Source organism: Actinacidiphila rubida (assembly GCF_900110255.1).
Lineage (GTDB): Bacteria > Actinomycetota > Actinomycetes > Streptomycetales > Streptomycetaceae > Actinacidiphila > Actinacidiphila rubida.
Map to the genome: position 1 here is coordinate 78,277 of NZ_FODD01000010.1, position 19,658 is coordinate 97,934.

The following is a 19,658-nucleotide window of genomic DNA, read 5'->3' on the forward strand; positions in this document are numbered from 1 at the left end:
AACGGCGAGGGGACCGCGCCCGCGGGCAGGGCGGAGTGCGGGCGGACACCGGGGAACGGGCGGCCGCCGCGGCCTGCTTGACGGATGCGCCGCGGACAGGCGGCGAGCCGCGGTCGGAGCGACCGTCGGCGTGCCGTGCCGACCCGCCGCAAGGGCACGGGCCCCAGCGGTGGCGCACGGGTGACACTCCGGGCGCCGTTCGTGCGGTCCGCACGGCTGCCGGCGTGCGGACGACGGGGGCGCCCGGCACGAGAAGGTACGCACCATGGACGAGCGCGTCAACGGGCCCTCGACGGCCAGCCGTTGCCCCCGCGCCGGGCGGCATCCCCGTTTCGTGAACCCCGGTAACGGCGATGCGAAGCCGGCGATAAATCCGCACCGGCGCGCTTGACCCTCCGCACGGCACCAACAGGGCCTCTCACCAGCATTTTTGAGTGTTCATCAGGCCAACGCCGGTTCTCCGCTTCTTTTTTCCGGACCGTTGACGAAAAAATCGGCGGATCTCCATCCTGGGTGCCATGCAGCAACACGACGGCCCGCTGGCGCGACTGCGGCGGGGCCACGAGGACCTGGTGCTCGATCTGCTGCGCCGACACGGGCCGCTCAGCCGGGCCGAACTCGGCGCACGCTGCGGGCTGTCCAGGACCACGCTCTACGACATCGTCGGCACGCTGGTCGCGACCGGTGCCGTCGTCGCGTCGGCACCCGACGCGGCGCCGCGGCGGCGCGGCCGGCCGGTCGAGCGGCTGGCCCTGAACCCCGCCGCGGGGCAGGCCATCGGCGTCGATCTCGCACGGCGGGCGGTGCACGTGGCCGCGGTGAACGTCGCCCACGAGGTGGTGGGCACCGCGAGCCGCGCGCACGGCCCCGACCTGGACCTGGCCGGCCGGATCACCCTCGTCGCGGAGATGGTCGAGGACCTGTCCGGGGACTCGCTGCGGCTGGCGGCACTGAGCGCGATCGGTGTGGGCGCGGTCGGCCCGGCGGTCTCCGCTCCCGGTGGCGACCGGGAACGGATCGCCGAGCTGCTGTCCGCGCGTTTCGGCGCCCCCGTGCTCGTCGACAACAACACGCGGCTGGCCGCACTCGCCGAGTCGGTATGGGGCGCGGCGGCCGGTGCCCGGGACGTGCTGTACCTGCGGCTGTCCCACGGCGTCGGCGGCGGGCTGGTCGTCGACGGCGCCCTGCACCAAGGAGCCCACGGCCTGTCAGGCGAGTTCGGTCACATCAGCGTGGAGCCCGGCGGGCGGCGCTGCCAGTGCGGCGGCACCGGGTGCCTGGAGACGGTCGCCTCGGTGGGCGCCGTACTGGAGGCGTACCGGGCGGCCGGCGGCACGGCCGCCGGCATCGCCGACGTGACGAACGCCGCGCGTTCCGGCGACCCGCGCGCGACCGGCGTGGTGGCCGAGGCCGGCCGCCATGTCGGCGCCGCACTCGCCACGGTCTGCAACGCCGTCGGACCGGGCACGGTCGTCATCGGCGGCGAACTCATCGCCGCCGGCGAGGCGTTGACCGGTCCGGTGCGCGAGGCCCTCGCCGCCGGGCTGATGCCCGTCGCCCGGCCCCTGGTCGACCTGCGGCAGGCCGTGCTCGGCGAGGCGGGCGCCGCACTCGGCGGCATCGCCCTGGTCCTGCACCGATCGCCGCTGCTGTCCCGCTACCCGAGCACAGAAGACGGAGACGAGACATGACCGCAGGGCAGCCGATGGACGCGGCGGTCGGGCGCGAGCCGGTGATGGACGGGCCCGCGCCGGACCCCGGCGAGGGCGCCGCGTCCGTGCCGGAACCCACGCCCGCGCCGGACGACGGCGAGGGCTCCGCGTCCGCGCCGAAACCCGTGGGTGTCGCGGCCCCGCACGGCGCCCGTCGCGTCCCGGCGCCGGTGCTCAACGTCCTGTCGCTCGCCGCCGGGGTGGCGGTCTGGGCGCTGCTCGCAGCCCATGGCGTGGGCGGTCTGCCCGGGCCCGAGGCCGTGGGGCGGCGGGCGGTGGAGATGCTGCGGGACGGCACCCTGGAAGGCGACATGCTCGCCAGCCTGCGCCGGGTGCTGGCCGGCTTCGCGCTCGGCACCGTCCTCGCCGTCCTCGTCGGTTTCCTGATGGGCTGGTACCCGGTGGTGCGGGCACTCTGCGAGCCGTACGTCCAGTTCTTCCGCACGATCCCGCCGCTGGCCCTCATCCCGGTCGCCGTGGTGCTGATGGGCATCGGCGAGACGCCCAAGATCTTCGTGATCTTCCTCGCCGCCTTCCTGTCCACCGTGGTGGCGACCCTGCAGGGCGTGGTCGGCGTGGACCGCACGCTGATCGACGCGGCCCGGGTGCTCGGCGCCCGCGACACCGCGGTGTTCCTGCGCGTGGTGATCCCGGCCGCGGCACCGTTCATCCTGGTGGGCATGCGCATCGGGCTCGGCTCGGCGTGGGCGACCGTGGTCGCCGCGGAGCTGATCGCCGCCCAGGAGGGCCTCGGGTTCCGCATGCAGCACGCCGAGACCTACTACGACCTCGACACCATCTTCGTGGGCCTGGTGGCCATCGGCGTGCTCGGCCTGGTCATGGACCGCCTGCTGCTGCTGGCCGAACACCGCCTCACCCGCTGGCAGGAGCGCCGATGACCGACCGTACGAGCCCGCCCAAGATCTCCTTCCGGGACGTCGGCTGCCGCTTCCCCGTCAGGGGCGGCCACTTCACCGCCGTGGACCGGGTGTCCCTCGACGTCGGCGAGCGCGAGTTCGTCACCGTCGTCGGGCCGTCCGGCTGCGGCAAGAGCACCCTGCTCAACATGGCCGCGGGCCTCGTGACGCCGACCTCCGGTGAGGTCGTCGTGGACGGCCGGCGGGTGACCGGGCCCGGTCCGGACCGCGGCGTGATCTTCCAGCAGTACGCGCTGTTTCCGTGGCTCACGGTGCGCCGCAACGTCGAGTTCGGCCTGCGCGTGGCGGGTGTCGGCGCGGCGGAGCGCCGGCGCCGGGCCGACGAGGCCATCGCGCTGGTGGGGCTCGGCGACTTCGCCGACGCGCTGCCCAAGACGCTGTCCGGCGGAATGAAGCAGCGCTGCGCGATCGCCCGGGCCTACGCCGTCGACCCTGACGTGCTGCTCATGGACGAGCCGTTCGGCGCCCTCGACTCGCTGACCCGGGTGCAGCTGCAGGAGCAACTGCTGGACACCTGGAGCCGGCAGACCCGCACCGTGGTCTTCGTCACCCACGACGTCGAGGAGGCGGTCTACCTCGCCGGCCGCGTGGTGGTGATGGCCGCGCGGCCGGGCCGCGTGCACCGGATCGTCGACGTCCCCCTGCCCTACCCCAGGACCGAGGAGACCAGGCTGTCACCGGAGTTCGCCGCGCTCCGCAACGAGGTGTGGAGCGCGGTCCACCACCAGGCCCCCGTGGAGGCGCCCGCCCGCTGACCTCGAACACCGCCCCCCTGCGTGCCCCTGTTCCCTGCCCCTTCCCCTTCCCCAGTCCCTTCGCCGCTGCCTCCGCCCGCCGCTGCCTCCGTCCGTCCTCCTGACCGCTGCTGCCGCCCCCGCCCGTCCTCCTGACCGCCGCTGCCGCCGTCGCGCGCGCGCCCCGCACGTGCACGCGTGTCTCCGCACGCCCTTGTGCGATCCCGAAAGGAACCTCCCCGTGTCCCTGACCCGTCGCGCCCTGATGTCATCCCTCTCCGCAACTGCTCTGTCACTCACCGCTGTCGGGTGCTCCTCGAAGAGCGGGTCCGGCTCCTCGGGGGGCACGAAGATCCGCTTCGGCTACATCGCCGACTTCAACGGCTCCAGCCTGCTGGCGATCGCGAACGACCAGAAGCTGTGGCAGAAGGCCGGGCTCGCGCCGAGCATCAAGGTCTTCACCAACGGGCCGATCCAGATCCAGGCGCTCGGCGCCGGCGACCTGGACTTCGGCTACATCGGCCCCGGGGCCATGTGGCTGCCCGCCGGCGGCAAGGCCAAGGTCATCGCCGTCGACACGCTCACCGACGCCGACCGGGTGATCGCCCAGCCCGGGATCACCTCCCTGGCGCAGCTCGCGGGCCGCAAGGTCGGCGTGCCCGAGGGCACGTCGGGCGAGATGATCCTCAACCTGGCACTGAAGAAGGCCGGGATGTCGGAGAGCGACGTCAAGAAGGTGCCGATGGACCCGTCCACCCTCGTCGCCGCGTTCTCCTCCGGCCAGATCGACGGCGCCGGCTTCTACTACCCGCTCATCGCGACGATCAAGAAGCGAGTGCCGAAGCTCGTCGAACTCGCCGGCGACCGCGACTTCCCCGGGAACGCCTTCCCGACCGCCTTCGTCTCCGGCCCCGGAACCGATCCGGCACTCACCCAGAGGGTCGTCGGCGTCCTCGCCGAGGCCAACGACTGGCGGGCCGCCCACAAGGACCAGGCCATCTCACTGGCCGCCAGGATGCTCCAAGTCCCCGACGACCAGGCGAGGTCGGACGCCGCCAACGTCGAACTCCTCACCACCGCCGACCTGGTGGCCAAGACCAAGGACGGCACCGTCGACGGCTGGCTCGACGGGCTGGCCCGGTTCTTCGTCGGCACCGGCCAGTTGAAGGCGGCACCGGCACCGGCCACGTACTACGACGGGGCCGCGTTCGTCCGGGCGGCCCAGGCCGGGACCAAGGCGGCCGCCAGGTGAACATCCTGTTCCTGATGACCGACCAGCACCGGGTCGACACCCTCGGCTGCTACGGCAACCCGCACGTGGACACCCCTCATCTGGACCGGCTGGCGGCCACCGGCACCCGCTTCGACCGCTTCTACACGCCCACCGCCATCTGCACCCCCGCGCGGGCCAGCCTGCTCACCGGCCAGGCCCCCTTCCGCCACCGGCTGCTCGCCAACCACGAACGCAACGTCGGCTACCTGGAAGACCTGCGCGACGACGTCTTCACGTTCCCCGAAGCCCTCGCCGCCCGCGGCTACCAGCTCGGCCTGTACGGGAAATGGCACGGCGGCACCCTCCGCAACGCCGCGTCCTACGGCTTCGAGGGGCCCGACCTGGCCGGCTGGCACAACCCCGTGGACCACCCCGACTACCTGGCCCACCTCGACGCGAAGGGACTGCCGCCGTACCGGATCAGCGACCCGGTGCGCGGCGTCAGCCCCAACGGCAATCCCGGCAACCTGCTGGCGGCCCGGCTGCACCAGCCCGTGGAGGCCACCTTCGAGCACTACCTCGCCGACCGGGCCATCGCGCAACTGGAGCGGTACGCGGCCGGGGAGAGCCCGTTCTTCCTCGCCACCCACTTCTTCGGCCCGCACCTGCCGTACCTTCTGCCCGACGCCTACTACGACCGCTACGACCCCGAACTCGTCGACCTGCCGCCCTCGGTCGCCGAGACGTTCGAGGGCAAGCCGCCGGTGCAGCGCAACTACAGCGCCCACTGGGCGTTCGACACCCTGCCGATCGAGACCACCCGCAAACTCATCGCCGTCTACTGGGGATACGTCTCCCTGATCGACGAGCAGATCGGCCGGATCCTCGACCGGCTCGACGAACTCGGTCTCGCCGGCGACACGTCCGTGTTCTTCACCGCGGACCACGGCGAGTTCACCGGCGCCCACCGGCTGCACGACAAGGGCCCGGCCATGTACGAGGACATCTACCGCATCCCCGGGATCGTCCGGGTGCCCGGCCGGGCGCCCCAGGTCCGCGAGGAGTTCGCCACCCTCACCGACTGCACGGCGACCATCCTCGACCTCGCCGGGTGCGACACCGCACCGGCCGTCGACAGCCGCAGCCTGCTGCCGCTGGTCGACGGCGGGCGGCCGGACTGGCCGCGGGAGCTCCTCGCCGAGTTCCACGGCCACCACTTCCCCTACCCGCAGCGGATGATCCGCGACGACCGGTACAAGCTCGTCGTCAACCCCGAGTCGGTCAACGAGCTGTACGACCTGCGGGCCGACCCCCACGAACTCGTCAACCGCTACACCGACGCCGAACTGCGCCCCGTCCGCGTGCGGTTGGTCCAGCGGCTCTACCACCTGCTGCGTGAGCGCGGCGACAACTTCTACCACTGGATGACGCCCATGTACGAGATCGGCGACCTCGACCACGACCCCACGCTGAGCGCCTTCGAGCCCTCGGGCTGAGCGGCCGGGGGGCGTGCGGCGGATCACGGTGCGGCGCCGGGTGCCGGGCGTCGCGGCCGTCCGTGGCGCAGCACGGCGGCGGCGTTGCGGGCGTGTGAACATGCGACGCCTGCATGAAAGGCACGTGACGGGAGGGGCCGGCGCGTTGCCGGACGCCGCGATCCGGCCGTAGCGTCGCCGGGACGGCGCGGTCCCGCTCCCGGCAGCGCAGGACCGCGCCCCGACCTCCCCGTTTCCCCGCGCGCACATCCGCCCGTCCGCACACCCGCATGCCCGCACGCCTGGACAGGTGCACGTCCTTATGTCGGCATGCCCGCATGTCGGCATGTCTTCGAGTCCGCCCACCCGCACGTCCCCATCGCACCCCGACCTTTTCGCAGAAGGGGTACCACCGTGAGCCGTAACGACCGACAGGAACTCGGACGGCGAGGATTCCTCGCCGGGGCCGCAGCCGTGACCACCGCCGCTGTGACCGGCCTGGCCACCGGGCCGGCCGACGCCGCACCGGCCGCGGCGGCCGCCGGGACCCGGCCGAACATCCTGGTCGTCCTCACCGACGACCAGCCCAACGCGACCGAGTGGGCGACCCCGAACACGGTGGCCTGGCTGGTCGACGGCGGGGTGAAGTTCAGCCGCGGGCACGTGAGCACACCGCTGTGCGCGCCGTCCCGCTCGTCCATCTTCAGCGGCCGGTACGCCCACGACCACGGGGTCCGCGACAACAGCAGCCCCTACAACCTGGACCAGCACACCACCGTGCAGCGCTACCTGCACGACGCGGGCTACCGCACCGGCCTGTTCGGCAAGTACCTCAACGCCTGGCACAACACCGACAACCCGCCGCACTTCGACGACTGGCTGCTGCTCGACCCCGTCACCTACAACAACGGCACCTACAACGACAACGGCACGGTCCACACCATCACCGGCTACAGCACCACGGTGATCAAGGACCGCGTGCTGTCGTTCCTGGACGGCGCGAAGAGCGACCAGCGGCCCTGGTTCGCGTTCGTCGCGCCGAAGGCACCGCACGCGCCCAACACGCCGGACGCCAAGTACGCCGACACGCCGGTCCCCGCCTGGAACGGGCGCCCCTCGGTGCCGGAGGCCGACCGCAGCGACAAGCCCGCGTACATCCAGAACGCCACCCACACGCTGGACGACGGGCGCACCATCCGCCGCAACCAGCTGCGGACCCTGCTCTCGGTCGACGACGCCGTCCAGGAGATCCACGACAAACTCGCCGCCCTCGGCCAGCTGGACAACACCCTCGTCTTCTACCTGGGCGACAACGGCTACTGCTGGGGCGACCACGGCTGGACCGCGAAGTCAGTTCCGTACCGCCCGTCGATCGAAGTGCCGTTCTACGTCTCGTGGCCGGCGGCCGGGCTGGACGGCGGCACCGTCGACGACCGGATCGCGGCGAACATCGACATCGCGCCCACCATCCTCGACGCGGTGGGGATCACGCCCGACACCCCGCACAACGGGCTGTCGCTGCTGGGCTCCAGGCGGCGCGACCACCTGCTCGTCGAGTGGTGGCACCGCAACCCCGGTGACGACCCGCACACCTGGGCGTCGACCGTCAGCGCGACGTACCAGTACACCGAGTACTACGCGCTGCACACCGACGCCCAGGGACAGGAGGCCGGCACCGGAGAACTCGTCTTCCGCGAGTACTACGACCTTGTCAACGACCCCTACCAGCTGACGAACCTGCTCTACCAGGCCACGCCCGCGCAGGAGGCCGCGCTCGGCATCCCGGCGCTGGCAGCGCAGCTGGCGGCGGATCGCGCCGCCTGACGCCGGGGTGTGCCGGTGCGCCCGCCGCCACCGCCGGGCGCACCGACACACTGGCACACCGCCCCACCGCTCCTGCCCGACGAACGCCCCGCGGGTCCGTCCGCCCGATCGTCCCCAAGCCCGAAGGAGGCCGGCCCATGGCCGACGCTTCACGCCCGTCCTGCTGCGCCGCCGGTCACGGCCCGGTGGCACTGGACCTGGCACCGGCCGCGCCCCCGCCGGGCCGGACGGCCACCGCGCCCCGCGGGCCCGCGGCCGCGCCGGCCCCCGCCGCCGGTCGCCCACCGCGCGGACGCGCCGCCGACCGGGCCGCACGCGGGCTGCTCGCGCTGCCCGGCGGCCCGTTCCTGATGGGGTCCGACGACCCCGACGGGGTCCCGGCCGACGGCGAGGGGCCCGTCCGCGAGGTCGAGATCGGCGCGTTCGCGGTCTCGCCGACGGCCGTGACCAACGCCGAGTTCGCGTCCTTCGTCAAGGACACCGGCCACGTCACGGACGCCGAACGGTTCGGCTTCTCCTACGTGTTCGAGGCGTTCCTGCCGGGGCCGCTGCGCTCGCCGGCCACGTCCGTGGAGGGCACCCCGTGGTGGCACGCGGTCCAAGGAGCCAGCTGGCGGGCGCCGTTCGGGCCCGGCTCGGCCTTCGCCGACCGGCAGGACCACCCGGTGGTGCACGTCTCCTGGCACGACGCCACGGCCTACTGCGCCTGGGCCGGCACCCGGCTGCCGACCGAGGCCGAGTGGGAGTACGCGGCGCGCGGCGGGCTGACCGGCAGGCGTTACCCCTGGGGAGACGAACTCGCTCCCGGCGGACGGAAGATGCTCGCGATCTGGCAGGGCGACTTCCCCCGTCCCGAGCCCGGCAGCCGGCCCGGAACCGTACCGGTCAGGACCCACCGCCCCAACGGCTACGGCCTGTTCAACACCGTCGGCAACGTCTGGGAGTGGTGTGGCGACTGGTTCAGCCCCGCGTTCCACCGCTCCGGTCCGCGCCGCGACCCGGCCGGCCCTCCGAGCGGCACCGCCCGCGTCATGCGCGGCGGCTCCCACCTGTGCCACGCCTCCTACTGCAACCGCTACCGCGTCGGCGCCCGCAGCTCCAACACCCCGGACAGCTCCACGGGCAACATCGGTTTCCGCGTCGCCCGCTGACACCGCCCCGTGCCGGCGCCGCCGCGGCGGCCGGCGCCCGCCGTGTCCGCGGGCGCCGGACGGGTCCGGGCGGGGGTCGCTCAGAGCAGCCCCGTCTGCCGGGCCGTCCACACCGACGGGACCAGCGGGCGGTAGCCCAGCTCGTGGCGGATCCGGGCCGTCGACATCACGCTGTGCCACGGGTCCGTGGCCTCCCGGTCGTAGACCTCCGGCGGCACGGGCATGTCGTGGACCTGGAAGAGGTCGACCGTGGTGACCGGCGCGTCGTCGGCGATGTTGTAGACGCCGTGCGCGCCGGGCGCGTACAGCAACTGCCGGAGGCCCTGTGCGACGTCCAGGTGGTGGCCCATGTGCAGACGCTGCATCGCGGGCCACTTCGGCGCCCACTCCATCACGGCGTCCAGGTGGGGGTCCCCGTCGCCGTACACGAACGGCAGCCGTCCGATGCGGAGGTCGTCGAGGCCCTCCATCGCGCCCAGCGCGCGCTCCGCCTCCCACTTCGACTCGGGGTAGGCGCCCCACAGGTGGGTGCCCGGCACCGTCTCGTCGCTCTCGACCAGCGGCCTGCCCCGCCCTGCCCCGTACACCAGTCCGGTGCTGACCTGCACGAAACGTTGCACGCCCGAGGCCACCGCGGCCCGGCCGAGCTCGATGGCGGCGTCGCGGTTGACCGCCCGCGCCTCCTCGTCGGGCACCCCGCGGAACGCGGCGGCGACGTTCACCACCGCGTCGACGCCGGCCGTGGCCTTGCCGAGCACCTCCGTGTCGCGCAGGTCGCCGACCAGCACCTGGGCCCCCAGCGCGGCGAACGGCTCGCCGCGGGCCTCGTCCCTCACCAGGACACGCACCTCGTCGCCGGGTGCCGCACTCTGCAGCAGTCGCGGCACGAACCGCCGCCCGACCTGGCCCGTCGCACCTGTCACCAATGTCAGCATGGCTGCCTCCTCGTCGTCGTCGCCACACCTCAAGCCTGCGCGGACCCCGGCGCCGGCGGGAGAGACGCGGTTATCCAGGGACCGCCGCTCCCTGGATACGGTCCCGGGTCCGGGGGATGCTGAGATCATGGACAGAACGGAACTCGCCGACTACCTGCGCCGCGCCCGCACCCGGCTGGCGCCCGGCGACGTGGGGCTGAGCGCCGGTCCGCGCCGCCGCACGCCGGGCCTGCGCCGCGAGGAGGTCGCGCAGCTCGCCGGGATGTCCACCGACTACTACACCCGTCTCGAGCAGCGCCGCGGCTCCCACCCGTCCCGGCAGATGCTCACCGCCCTCGCCCGCGCGCTGCAGCTCAGGGACGTCGAGCGCGACCACCTGTTCCACCTGGCGGGGGAGGAGCCGCCCCGGCCCGGCGCCTCCTCGGACCAGGTCCGCCCGGGGCTGCTGATGATCCTCGACCGGCTGCACGACCTGCCGGCCTCGGTGATCAGCGACTGGGGCGAGATGCTCGCGCAGAACACGATGTCCGTGGCCCTGACCGGGGACCACACGGGCACCAACGTCATCCGCCGCTGGTTCACCGAGCCGGGCGCCCGGGACCTGGCCCCGCCCGAGAACCACGAGCAGCACGCCCGCGCGCACGTGGCGAGTCTGCGGGCGGTCACGTCCGCCCGGCCCGACGACCCGGGCCCGGCCGCTCTCGTGGCCGAACTGCGGGCACGGTCGCAGGAGTTCGAGGCACTGTGGGCGGAGCACGACGTCGTGGTGCGGCGACCGTCGCCGAAGCGGTTCGTGCACCCCGTGGTCGGTGTCCTCGACCTCGACTGCGAGGTGCTGCTCAGCGACGGCCACAGCCAGCAGCTCGTCGTCCATTCGGCGCGGCCGGGCACGCCGACGTACGAACGGCTCGAACGGCTGCGGGTCGGCGGCGTCCAGGAGCCGGCCCCCAGCCGGTAGTGCCGGTCGGACCGGGGAGCGGGCAGGCCCGGGTGGACCCCGCCGGGGCGCGCGGGCGGGCCGTCAGGGCAACAGGGAGACCTGGTAGAGGGCGATCGACCAGGAGCCGGCCACGCGCCTGACCAGCAGGCTGAGGTTGACCGTCAGCGGCGGCCGGTCGGTGAAGGCGAACTCCACCCGCTGGTAGCCGAGCACCAGGTCGTCGGCGAGGCGCCGCGTCTCCAGGATCTCGTAGCGCGCGGTCATGCCCAGCGGCTGGGAGTCGTAGTACGCGGCGACGCCCTCGCGTCCCACGCTGTACGGGTGCAGTCCCTGGAAGATCGCGTCCTCGGTGAACCCGGCGGCGACACGCTCGGGCTCGTGCGCGTCGACGCCCGACTTCCACGCGTCGAGCACGGTACGCAGGATCGCCTCGTCGTCCGACGGACCGGTCATGGGGGTTCCTCCTCGGGGTGGCTACGGGTGCGCGGCTGCGGCGCGGCAAGCGGTCCGGGACGTCAGTGGCCGGCGCTCTGCCCGCCGTCGACGTGCGAGATCTCGCCGGTGACGAACGGCGCCTGCTCCAGGTAGAGCACGGCCCTGACGACGTCCTCGACCTCGCCCATGCGGCGGACCGGATGCAGTCCGGCGAGGGCGCCGCCGGGATCGCTCGGGTGCATCGAACTGCGGATCACGCCCAGTGCCACGCTGTTCACCCGCACACCGCGGGTGGCGTACTCGATCGCCAGCGACCTGGTCGCCGCGTCCAGCCCGCCCTTGGTCAGCGCGGCCATTCCCGCGTTCACCCGGGCGTCGGCGTTGCTGACGAGGGTGGTGGAGACGGACACCACGTGCCCGCCGCCCTCGCGTGTGAGCATCGCGGCGACGCCGCTGCGCGTGATCTCGAAGAAGCCGCGCAGGTTCACCCCGACCACCGCGTCGAAGTCCTCGTCGGTGTACTCGGTGAACGGCTTCGCGACGAAGATCCCGGCGCCGTTCACCAGCGTGTCGATCCGGCCGAACCGTTCCATCACGGCACTGACCACCCGGGCGCCGGCGCCGGGTTCGGACACGTCCGCGGGCACGGCCAGCACCGCCGGGTCGTCCGGCGCGCCGACCGAGCGGGCCACGGCAGCGACCGCGTACCCCAGCCCGCGGTAGGCCGTGACCAGGGCGGCGCCGATGCCTCGCGAGGCTCCCGTGACGACGGCGACCTTCTGTGCGGTGTCCATGAGCGGATCCTCCCCGCCCGTCCCGGTCCGCGCGCGCATTGCGGGGTGTGTCGCCGGGGAAGCCCCCTTCGCGGAGCACGGATCCCGCGCCGCGGGGTCGTGCGGGCGCTCGGCCGCCACGGGGACGGCCGGGTGCCCGCACGGGCGTCAGCCGGCCACGACGACCTGCCACACGACGGCCAGACCGGGCGGTGCCAGCAGCACCCAGTGCGCGGTGAGGCCCGGCAGGACCTCGGCGCGCAGGCCGACGCCGTCGGGCGTGCCGACCCCCATCGCCGAGGCGTCCGCCAGGCGGTCGAGCGCCTCGTGGATCTCCTGCTGCCGTTCGGCACCGTACGTGCCCAGTTCCATCGCGACCTCGGCCGTGGTCGTCACCCGTATCGCGCTCACTCGTCCACCACTCCTCACTCGTCTCGGCTGAGGTGCTCCGTGTGCGCCTCCCGCCTGCCTTTCCGTACGCCTTCCGCGTCCGCCGTGCTGACTCGCCTGCCCGCGAACCCCGCGCTCAGGCACGCGTGGTCGCCGCCGGTCCGCGCCGCTGTTTCTGAAACACGCCATGCCGTGCATATCGGACTCCGGCTCCGGCCGCCGGGACGTGCGGTGGCGATGGGGGCCGTGGGGCCGGTGGCGCCCGGGGCGGACCGGCCGGACGCGCGCGGCGGGTCCGTACGGGTGCTGACCGAAGCTTTACCTTCTGGAGTCATGGCGGCCATCCGCCGCCCACCCGCCGTTTCCTGCCTCCAAGTTGCGAACGCACCGGTCAGCGCGCCGTGACCGGACCTCCTGGTGACGGTCGGCATGATCGGTCAGGAAGGTTTCCTGCCACTCGTCTTGACGGCATGTCATGAACGCGCGCAGACTCCGCTTGCTCAGCCACCTGAAACACGCCCCGCCCACCGGCCTCACACGGAGCCCCCCATGCGTTTCAGAAACGGCATCGCCCCCGCGGCCACGACGGCCGTCGCCCTCGCGGCCACCTTCCTCGGCACCGGCCAGGCGCACGCGGCCACCGCGCTCCCGGCCCACTTCGCCGCCCCCTACCTGCAGATCGACAGCAACACGGCCAACGACATGGCGTCCGACATGAACGCCACCGGCCTGAAGTACTACACGCTCGCCTTCCTCATCCCGCAGTCCGGCTGTACCGCGCAGTGGGAGGCCAGCGGCGACGGGGTCGGCGCGTACACGTCCCAGATCAACGCGCTGAAGTCGGCCGGCGGCACCGCCATCATCTCGTTCGGCGGCGCGGAGGGCGGCGAGCTCGCGCAGACCTGCACGTCGGTGTCCTCCCTCACCGCCGCGTACGCGAACATCGTCAACACCTACGGCATCACCCGCCTCGACTTCGACATCGAGGGCGGCACCCTGGGCGACACCGCCGCCAACCAGCGCCGCAACCAGGCGCTCGCGGCGCTCCAGGCGCAGAACCCCTCCGTGCAGGTGGCGTACACCCTGGCCGTCGACCCCGGGGGCCTGCCCTCGCAGGAGTACGGCGTCCTGAGCGACGCCAAGAGCAAGGGCGTCAACGTCAGCGCCGTCAACATCATGACCATGGACTTCGGCGACGGCGAGAACGCCCTGAACGACGCCGAGTCCGCGGCCCGCGGCACCGCGAGCCAGCTCGCCGGGCTGTACGGCATCTCCACCTCGGCCGCCTACAACCGGATCGGCCTGACCCCGATCGCGGGCCAGAACGACGACAACGAGTACTTCTCCCAGTCCGACGCCCAGACGCTGGAGAGCTTCGCCGCCTCCAACGGTGTCCAGGAGCTGGCCTTCTGGGAGGTCGACTACTACGACAAGCCCGCCGGGTACGCGTACTCGCGGATCTTCAACCAGCTGACCAACGGCAGCTCCGGCGGCGGTGGCGGCACCGGCAAGACCGGCCAGATCACCGGCTACGGCGGCAAGTGCGTCGACGTCGCCGCGGCCAGCAGCGCCAACGGCACGGCGGTGCAGCTGTACGACTGCAACGGCACCAACGCCCAGCAGTGGACCGTCGCCTCCGACGGCAGCCTGCAGGCCCTGGGCAAGTGCATGGACATCACGTCCGCCGGCACCGCCAACGGCACCCAGGTGCAGTTGTACGACTGCAACGGCACCGGTGCGCAGGTCTGGCAGCACCAGTCCAACGGCGAACTGGTCAACCCCGCCTCGGGCAAGTGCCTCGACGCCACCGGCCCCAGCTCCGCCAACGGCACCCGCCTGCAGATCTGGACCTGCGCCGACAGCGCCAACCAGCAGTGGAGCATCCCCAGCTGACCCCACCGGGCCCGCGGTTCCGGACACGGACACCGCGGGCCCACCCGGCGCACTACGATCTGCCGGTGCCTTCCCTCCACCGCAGTGCGCGCCTGTCCCCACGCCCCCGCCGCTCCCTGGCCGTGGCCGCAGCGGCCGGCGCCGCCCTCGTGGGCGCGCTGACCGGATGCGGTTCCGGCGGTTCCCCCGCGGCCTCCGGCACCGCCGTCACCACGCAGGCGTCCACGGCGTCCTCCGCGTCGCCGGCGGGCGGCTCGGGCCCCTCCATCGGCTCGGCCGTCGCGACCCCGTCGCCCACCGCCTCCGCGACCCGCAGGGGCGCGCCGCGGACCCCGGCGGTGACGCAGCAGGCCGGCAACCCGCAGGGGCACGAGCCCGTCCCGGCGGGCGGGCGCGCCGCCGACACCTCGCACCCGACCCGCACGATCGGCCACGGAACGCCCGCCGGCTGCACCTCCGCCGCGGTGGTCGCGGCCGTGGCGGCCGGCGGCGTCATCACCTTCGACTGCGGGCCGCGCCCCGTCGTCATCACCCTCACCACGACGGCCAAGGTGCGCAACGCCTCGGCGCGCGTGGTCATCGACGGCGGCGGGCTCGTCACGCTCAGCGGCGGCGGGCGGCACCGCATCCTGTTCATGGACACCTGCGACCAGGCGCAGGGCTGGACCACTTCGCACTGCCAGGACCAGAGCAGTCCCGAACTGACCGTCCAGAACCTCACGTTCGCCGACGGCAACGCCACCGGCCAGACCGCGGAGGGCGGCGGCGGGGGAGCGGTGCTCGTGCGCGGCGGGCGCTTCAAGGCCGTCAACACGCGGTTCGTGCGCAACCGTTGCGACTCCACCGGGCCCGACCTGGGCGGCGCCGCCATCCGCGTCCTCGACCAGTACCACGGGCTGCCGGTGTACATCACGGGCAGCACCTTCGGCGGGGCACCGGGCCAGGGCGGCAGCTGCTCCAACGGCGGCGCGCTCAGCAGCATCGGGGTGTCGTGGGTGATCACGAACTCGCTGTTCTCGTACAACTCCGCGATCGGCAGCGGCGCCAACCCCGCCCGCTCGGGGACGCCCGGCGGCGGCAGCGGCGGAGCGGTCTACACCGACGGCAACCGCTACACCGTGCGCATCGCGGGCTCGCTGATCACCCGCAACGACGCGCGGGAGGGCGGCGGGGCCGTGTTCTTCGTCAGCAACGACCGTACGGGAACGCTCACCTTCGTCCGCTCCACCGGCCGCGGCAACCCCAGCCACGGCTTCGCCACGGCCGGCTACCCGGGCGTCTTCTTCCTGGGCGCCGGCCGCCCTGTCCTCGACGGCGCGTCGCTCGGCTGATGACCGGGCGCGTGCCGGGCCGCGGACGCCTCGTCGCTCACCGGCCGGCCACTCCTCCAGCGGGCCGGCTACTCCTTCACCGGGTCGGCGCCGGGCCTCTTGACGATCCGGTCGCCGACCTCGACCGACTTCCACAGCCGCCGGCTGATCCGGATCCTGGCGGACTCGCCGTCGGCCCGGCGGACCTCGGCGAAGTGGTACATGTTCGAGCCGTCGAGCATGCCGCGGGACTTCGCGGCGACGACGCCTTCCCACTGGTCGTCCTGTCCTGGCTTGCGTGATCTGACCATGGGGCGAGTCTAGGAAGACCGCGGGCGGGCGGGCAGTGCCCCGAGGCACGTCCTGCGGATGACACCTGTCATGCCGGATCGCTGACGCGCGTCCCCCAGCGCCGTCCCGCCGCCGAGCGGGGAGGCGGGACGTGCGGGGGAACGCGTCACGGGCGTCCTTCGTCCGCCCTGCCCGAGGGCAGCAGGTCCGCGTAGTCCACGGACAGGTCGGAGGCCACCTTGTCCATCAGCTCCGGGCTGAGCGCGCCGTCGAGCACCTCCAGCACGGCGGTGGTGTCGCGCAGCGCCGTCTCGTCGGGCACTCCGGCCCGGCCCGCGACGCGTCCGGTGAAGGCCGCCAGGCCGAACGGCTCGCCCACACCCCGGTCCCGCCCGTCGCCGACCGCGTCCTGCGCCGCCAGGCGCAGGTTCCTGCCCAGTGTCGGGGGAAGCTGCGCGGCGACGTGCTCGGCCAGCCCGGGGGCGATCCGTTCGCCGAGCGTGCGCAGCACCGCGCCGGTGGCGTTCTCCGCGGAGCCCCGGTCGGGGAGCTGCGCGAGCGCCTGCACCTTGCCGATGATCTCGTCGTGCCGCATCGGTCCTCCCTGATCGCCGTGGAGGCTCCGGACGCGGTTCCGCCCCGGAAGGCCGCTCACGGCCGCGCAGCCACCGCGTACCCCGAATGGGACGAGGCACACGGGGAACCCGCCGTCACCGCCGGTGACACGCGGTCGCGGCGCGCCCCGCCGCCGCCCGCTACCGGGGCGGTGGGGAGGGCGGGCAGGGCGAGGCGGACTGGGTCATCGTCCATCCGTCGCCCAGCACCCGGACCGTCTCGCTCGGGTCGAGGCGCTGTGCGCCGTCACCCGGGGCCGGTGCCGTCTCGGTGCCGCTGGGGGCCGCGAGCCGCGGGGCGGCCTGCGGGATCCGGGTGACCGTGCACGCGAGCTGGAGCATGGCCAGGTGGCTGAGTGCGGGGACGCCCTCGGGGAGGCGGACCGTGACGACGCCGTCGACCGACACCTCGGGCGCGCTGCCGAGGTGCGGCAGTTGCGTGGTGGCCGCGGCCTCGCCGGCGGTCGGGCCGGCGAACAGCAGCCGCACGACGAGGCCGACGTCCCCGGGGTCGAGGGCCTTGCGGATGTAGGGCGCCGGCTTTCCGTCGCGGAGGAAGTAGACGGCGACGGCGCCCGGCGCCGCGGCCCTGGCGGCGGGGGAGGACACACCGGTCGCGGGTTCGCCGGCCTCGATCACGCCGGACGACGGGACCCCGCAGGCGGTGAGGGCGAGCGCGGCCGCGAGCCCGGTCACCACCGCGGGAACCCGAGCCCGCGTCCGAGCCCGCCCACGCCCCGGTACGCGCACCGAGACGTCGCGCGCCGCCGTCACGGGGCACCACCCCCCACGTCCTGGCCGGGCAGATCCGAGTCGCGCCGCAGCGGGAGCAGGACGGTGAACGCGGCGCCGCCCCCCGGTACGTTCGCCGCGCTGATGCGCCCGTCGTGCAGGCGCACGTTCTCCGCCGTGATGGCCAGGCCCAGACCGCTGCTCTCGCTGCGCGTCCGCGCCGTGCTGGCCTTGTAGAAGCGTTCGAAGATGTGCGGCATGGCGCCCTCGGCGATCCCCGGTCCGTTGTCGGTCACCTCGATGACGGCCCACGCCGTGCCGGGCGGCTCCTGCCGCACGCCCATCGCCAGCCGGACCGGCGCGGCGCCGTGCCGCAGAGCGTTGCCGACCAGGTTGGCCAGCACCACGTCGAGCCGGCGCGGGTCCACGCGGGTCCGCAGGCCGCCCGGCGGCGGCCCCGAGGTCTCCACCTGGCCCTGCCACCCGCGGGCGGCCAGGGTGTGCCGGACGAACTCGGCCAGGTCGACCTCGTCGAGGTTCAGCTCGGCGACCCCCGCGTCGAAGCGGGAGATCTCCATCAGGTCCGTCACCAGCCCGCTGAGCCGGCTGGTGCCCTCGCTGACCAGGCGCAGCGCGTCGCCCGTCTCCCGGTCCAGGTCCAGCGCCTTCTCGTCGAGGACCTCGGTGACGGCCGTCATCGCGGCCAGCGGCGTCCGCAGCTCGTGGGAGACGTCCGCGACGAACCGGCGCGCCTGCGCCTCCAGGCGCCGCAGCTCCGCGACGGACTCCTCCAGCGCGGCCGCCGTATCGTTGAACGACTGGGACAGGTCGGCCAGTTCGTCCGAGCCGTTGACGGCCAGCCGGACGTCGAGGTGCCCCTCGGCCATCCGGCGGGTCGCCCGGCGCAGCGCCCGCACCGGGCGCAGTACGCCGCTCGCGGCCAGCAGCGCCAGCACGACACCGAGGCACAGTGCCACCAGCGTGGCGTGCTCGATGGCGCTGACGATCGCCGTGACGTACGACTGCTCGGCGCTCTGCGGCACCACCAGATACATCACGAGGCCCGAGAGCCGGGTCTGCGACCTGTCGGGTGAGGCGTACGTGACCGGCATCCCGACCACGAGGTACGGGTGCCCCTGGTCGCCGACGCGCTGGAAGACCGCCGCCCGCTTGGTCAGCACGGACCGGCGCAGCTCCGGGCTGATCTTGTCGAAGTCGTCACTCGGCGAGTAGGCGCGGTCGCTGCCGTAGGTGGCCAGGACCGTCCATCCGCGCGTCTCGTTCGCGTTGAGCACCTGGTTCACCGCCGCCTGCAGGTCGGACGCGTCCGGGGAACTCGGGGTGTAGACCGCCACGGAGTCGACGCTGGACCTGAACTGGCGGATGACGGAGTCCTGGCTCTGCTGCAGCACGCCCGTGCGCGCCTCCCGGAAGGCGAGGGCGCCGGTGGTCAGGGCGCTGGCGACGGCTACCAGGGCTCCCGCACGGAGGCCGGGCCGCTCACGGCGAGGCGAAGCTGTAGCCGAAGCCGCGCACGGTCCGGACGTACGGGGGGTCCTCGCCGAGCTTGGCCCGCAGCCGCTTCACGCACGCGTCCACCAGCCGTATGTCGCCGTGGTAGCTGTGCTCCCAGACCAGTTCCAGCAGCTGCTGGCGGCTGAACACCTGGCCGGGCGAGGCCGACAGGGTCAGCAGCAGGCGGAGTTCGGAGGGCGCGAGGGCGACCGTGTCCCCGCGGTGCGACACGACGAGCCCGGCCCGGTCGATGACCAGGTCGCCGTGCGACTCGGCGCGGGGCCGGGCGGTGACGGAGCCGGACGCGTCCTGGCGGCGCAGCACGGCACGTATGCGCGCGTCGAGCACGCGGGCCTGGACCGGCTTGACCACGTAGTCGTCCGCGCCGGACTCCAGCCCGACGACCACGTCGACGTCGTCGCCCCTGGCGGTCACCATGACGATCGGCACCTGGTCGCGGACCCGGATCCGCCGGCACACGTCGAGGCCCGAGATGCCGGGCAGCATCAGGTCGAGCACGACGACGTCCGGACGGTAGGGGCGCAGCCGCGCCAGGCCCTCCTCGCCGGTTCCGGCGGCGAGGACCTCGTGACCCTGATGCCGCAGCCCCAACACGAGCGCGCTACGGACATCCGGGTCGTCTTCGACAATCAGGACTCGTGGCACGCCGACAGTGTAGACAGCCGGTATGCGCCCGCCGAGCCCAGAAGAGCCCTGCTGAACAGCCGTTACACAACGATCACAGAGGACGCCGGCGGACCGGGCGCGACGGCCGGAGCACGG

General features: G+C 73.5%; 19 protein-coding genes. 10 read left to right on the top strand and 9 right to left on the bottom strand.

Annotated elements, in window-relative coordinates; translation table 11 throughout:
- The first annotated feature begins 518 nt into the window (after positions 1-518).
- The 7 genes from BMW99_RS12220 (at position 519) to BMW99_RS12250 (ending at position 9,047) form a co-directional block, all read left to right on the top strand.
- The gene (locus BMW99_RS12220) at positions 519-1,691 is read left to right on the top strand and encodes an ROK family transcriptional regulator (protein WP_107451757.1); all 1,173 of its coding nucleotides are present in this window, start codon (positions 519-521) and stop codon (positions 1,689-1,691) included.
- A 44-nt stretch (positions 1,692-1,735) separates the two neighbouring features.
- Positions 1,736-2,611 (top strand): ABC transporter permease subunit, encoded by an 876-nt coding sequence (locus BMW99_RS12225; protein ID WP_079139002.1) that lies wholly within the window; start codon positions 1,736-1,738, stop codon positions 2,609-2,611.
- A complete protein-coding gene (locus BMW99_RS12230; RefSeq protein WP_075016778.1) occupies positions 2,608-3,405 on the top strand; it encodes an ABC transporter ATP-binding protein in 798 nt (265 codons plus the stop codon). The genes BMW99_RS12225 and BMW99_RS12230 overlap by 4 nt, the downstream gene beginning before the upstream one ends.
- Before the next feature lie 220 nt (positions 3,406-3,625).
- Positions 3,626-4,636 carry an aliphatic sulfonate ABC transporter substrate-binding protein gene (locus BMW99_RS12235; RefSeq protein ID WP_075016779.1) on the top strand — a complete coding sequence of 337 codons (1,011 nt, stop codon included), beginning with the start codon at positions 3,626-3,628 and terminating at the stop codon, positions 4,634-4,636.
- The gene (locus BMW99_RS12240) at positions 4,633-6,093 is read left to right on the top strand and encodes a sulfatase-like hydrolase/transferase (protein WP_069465527.1); all 1,461 of its coding nucleotides are present in this window, start codon (positions 4,633-4,635) and stop codon (positions 6,091-6,093) included. Before BMW99_RS12235 ends, BMW99_RS12240 begins: the two co-directional genes overlap by 4 nt.
- Before the next feature lie 393 nt (positions 6,094-6,486).
- Positions 6,487-7,896, top strand: a complete 1,410-nt coding sequence (locus BMW99_RS12245) for a sulfatase family protein (RefSeq protein WP_069465528.1) — start codon at positions 6,487-6,489, stop codon at positions 7,894-7,896.
- A gap of 137 nt (positions 7,897-8,033) precedes the next feature.
- Positions 8,034-9,047 carry a formylglycine-generating enzyme family protein gene (locus BMW99_RS12250; RefSeq protein WP_079138736.1) on the top strand — a complete coding sequence of 338 codons (1,014 nt, stop codon included), beginning with the start codon at positions 8,034-8,036 and terminating at the stop codon, positions 9,045-9,047.
- Positions 9,048-9,127: 80 nt separating this feature from the next.
- Here BMW99_RS12250 and BMW99_RS12255 read toward each other — a convergent pair whose 3' ends face one another.
- Complete coding sequence (locus BMW99_RS12255) at positions 9,128-9,982, bottom strand: NAD-dependent epimerase/dehydratase family protein (RefSeq protein WP_075016780.1); 855 nt, start codon at positions 9,980-9,982, stop codon at positions 9,128-9,130.
- A gap of 127 nt (positions 9,983-10,109) precedes the next feature.
- Here BMW99_RS12255 and BMW99_RS12260 point away from each other — a divergent pair, with 127 nt between their 5' ends.
- Positions 10,110-10,940, top strand: coding sequence for a helix-turn-helix transcriptional regulator (locus BMW99_RS12260; RefSeq protein WP_069465842.1), 831 nt, complete (start codon positions 10,110-10,112; stop codon positions 10,938-10,940).
- Between the two features lie 63 nt (positions 10,941-11,003).
- Here BMW99_RS12260 and BMW99_RS12265 read toward each other — a convergent pair whose 3' ends face one another.
- The 3 genes from BMW99_RS12265 to BMW99_RS12275 all read right to left on the bottom strand — a co-directional run bounded on the left by BMW99_RS12265 (position 11,004) and on the right by BMW99_RS12275 (position 12,541).
- Positions 11,004-11,375, bottom strand: coding sequence for a YybH family protein (locus BMW99_RS12265; protein ID WP_069465843.1), 372 nt, complete (start codon positions 11,373-11,375; stop codon positions 11,004-11,006).
- Between the two features lie 62 nt (positions 11,376-11,437).
- Positions 11,438-12,151: an SDR family NAD(P)-dependent oxidoreductase gene (locus BMW99_RS12270; RefSeq protein ID WP_069465844.1), complete on the bottom strand. Its 714-nt coding sequence runs from the start codon at positions 12,149-12,151 to the stop codon at positions 11,438-11,440.
- Positions 12,152-12,298: 147 nt separating this feature from the next.
- Positions 12,299-12,541, bottom strand: coding sequence for a hypothetical protein (locus BMW99_RS12275; RefSeq protein WP_069465845.1), 243 nt, complete (start codon positions 12,539-12,541; stop codon positions 12,299-12,301).
- 528 nt (positions 12,542-13,069) lie between these two features.
- Here BMW99_RS12275 and BMW99_RS42020 point away from each other — a divergent pair.
- Positions 13,070-14,413, top strand: coding sequence for a ricin-type beta-trefoil lectin domain protein (locus BMW99_RS42020; RefSeq protein ID WP_245791402.1), 1,344 nt, complete (start codon positions 13,070-13,072; stop codon positions 14,411-14,413).
- Between the two features lie 65 nt (positions 14,414-14,478).
- Entirely contained in the window at positions 14,479-15,744 is a 1,266-nt protein-coding gene (locus BMW99_RS12285) for a hypothetical protein (RefSeq protein WP_218108469.1), read from the top strand.
- 68 nt (positions 15,745-15,812) lie between these two features.
- On the opposite strand, the gene BMW99_RS40725 is transcribed toward BMW99_RS12285, so the two are convergent.
- The 5 genes from BMW99_RS40725 to BMW99_RS12310 form a co-directional block, all read right to left on the bottom strand.
- On the bottom strand, positions 15,813-16,034 hold the full coding sequence (locus BMW99_RS40725) for a DUF7489 domain-containing protein (RefSeq protein WP_069465846.1): 222 nt from the start codon (positions 16,032-16,034) through the stop codon (positions 15,813-15,815).
- A 146-nt stretch (positions 16,035-16,180) separates the two neighbouring features.
- Positions 16,181-16,609: a DUF2267 domain-containing protein gene (locus BMW99_RS12295; RefSeq protein WP_069465847.1), complete on the bottom strand. Its 429-nt coding sequence runs from the start codon at positions 16,607-16,609 to the stop codon at positions 16,181-16,183.
- Positions 16,610-16,769: 160 nt separating this feature from the next.
- The gene (locus BMW99_RS12300; RefSeq protein ID WP_245791403.1) at positions 16,770-17,327 is read right to left on the bottom strand and encodes a hypothetical protein; all 558 of its coding nucleotides are present in this window, start codon (positions 17,325-17,327) and stop codon (positions 16,770-16,772) included.
- Between the two features lie 71 nt (positions 17,328-17,398).
- Entirely contained in the window at positions 17,399-18,835 is a 1,437-nt protein-coding gene (locus BMW99_RS12305) for a sensor histidine kinase (RefSeq protein WP_075016781.1), read from the bottom strand.
- Positions 18,836-18,860: 25 nt separating this feature from the next.
- Positions 18,861-19,541 (bottom strand): response regulator transcription factor, encoded by a 681-nt coding sequence (locus BMW99_RS12310; protein WP_075016782.1) that lies wholly within the window; start codon positions 19,539-19,541, stop codon positions 18,861-18,863.
- Positions 19,542-19,658: the final 117 nt, after the last annotated feature.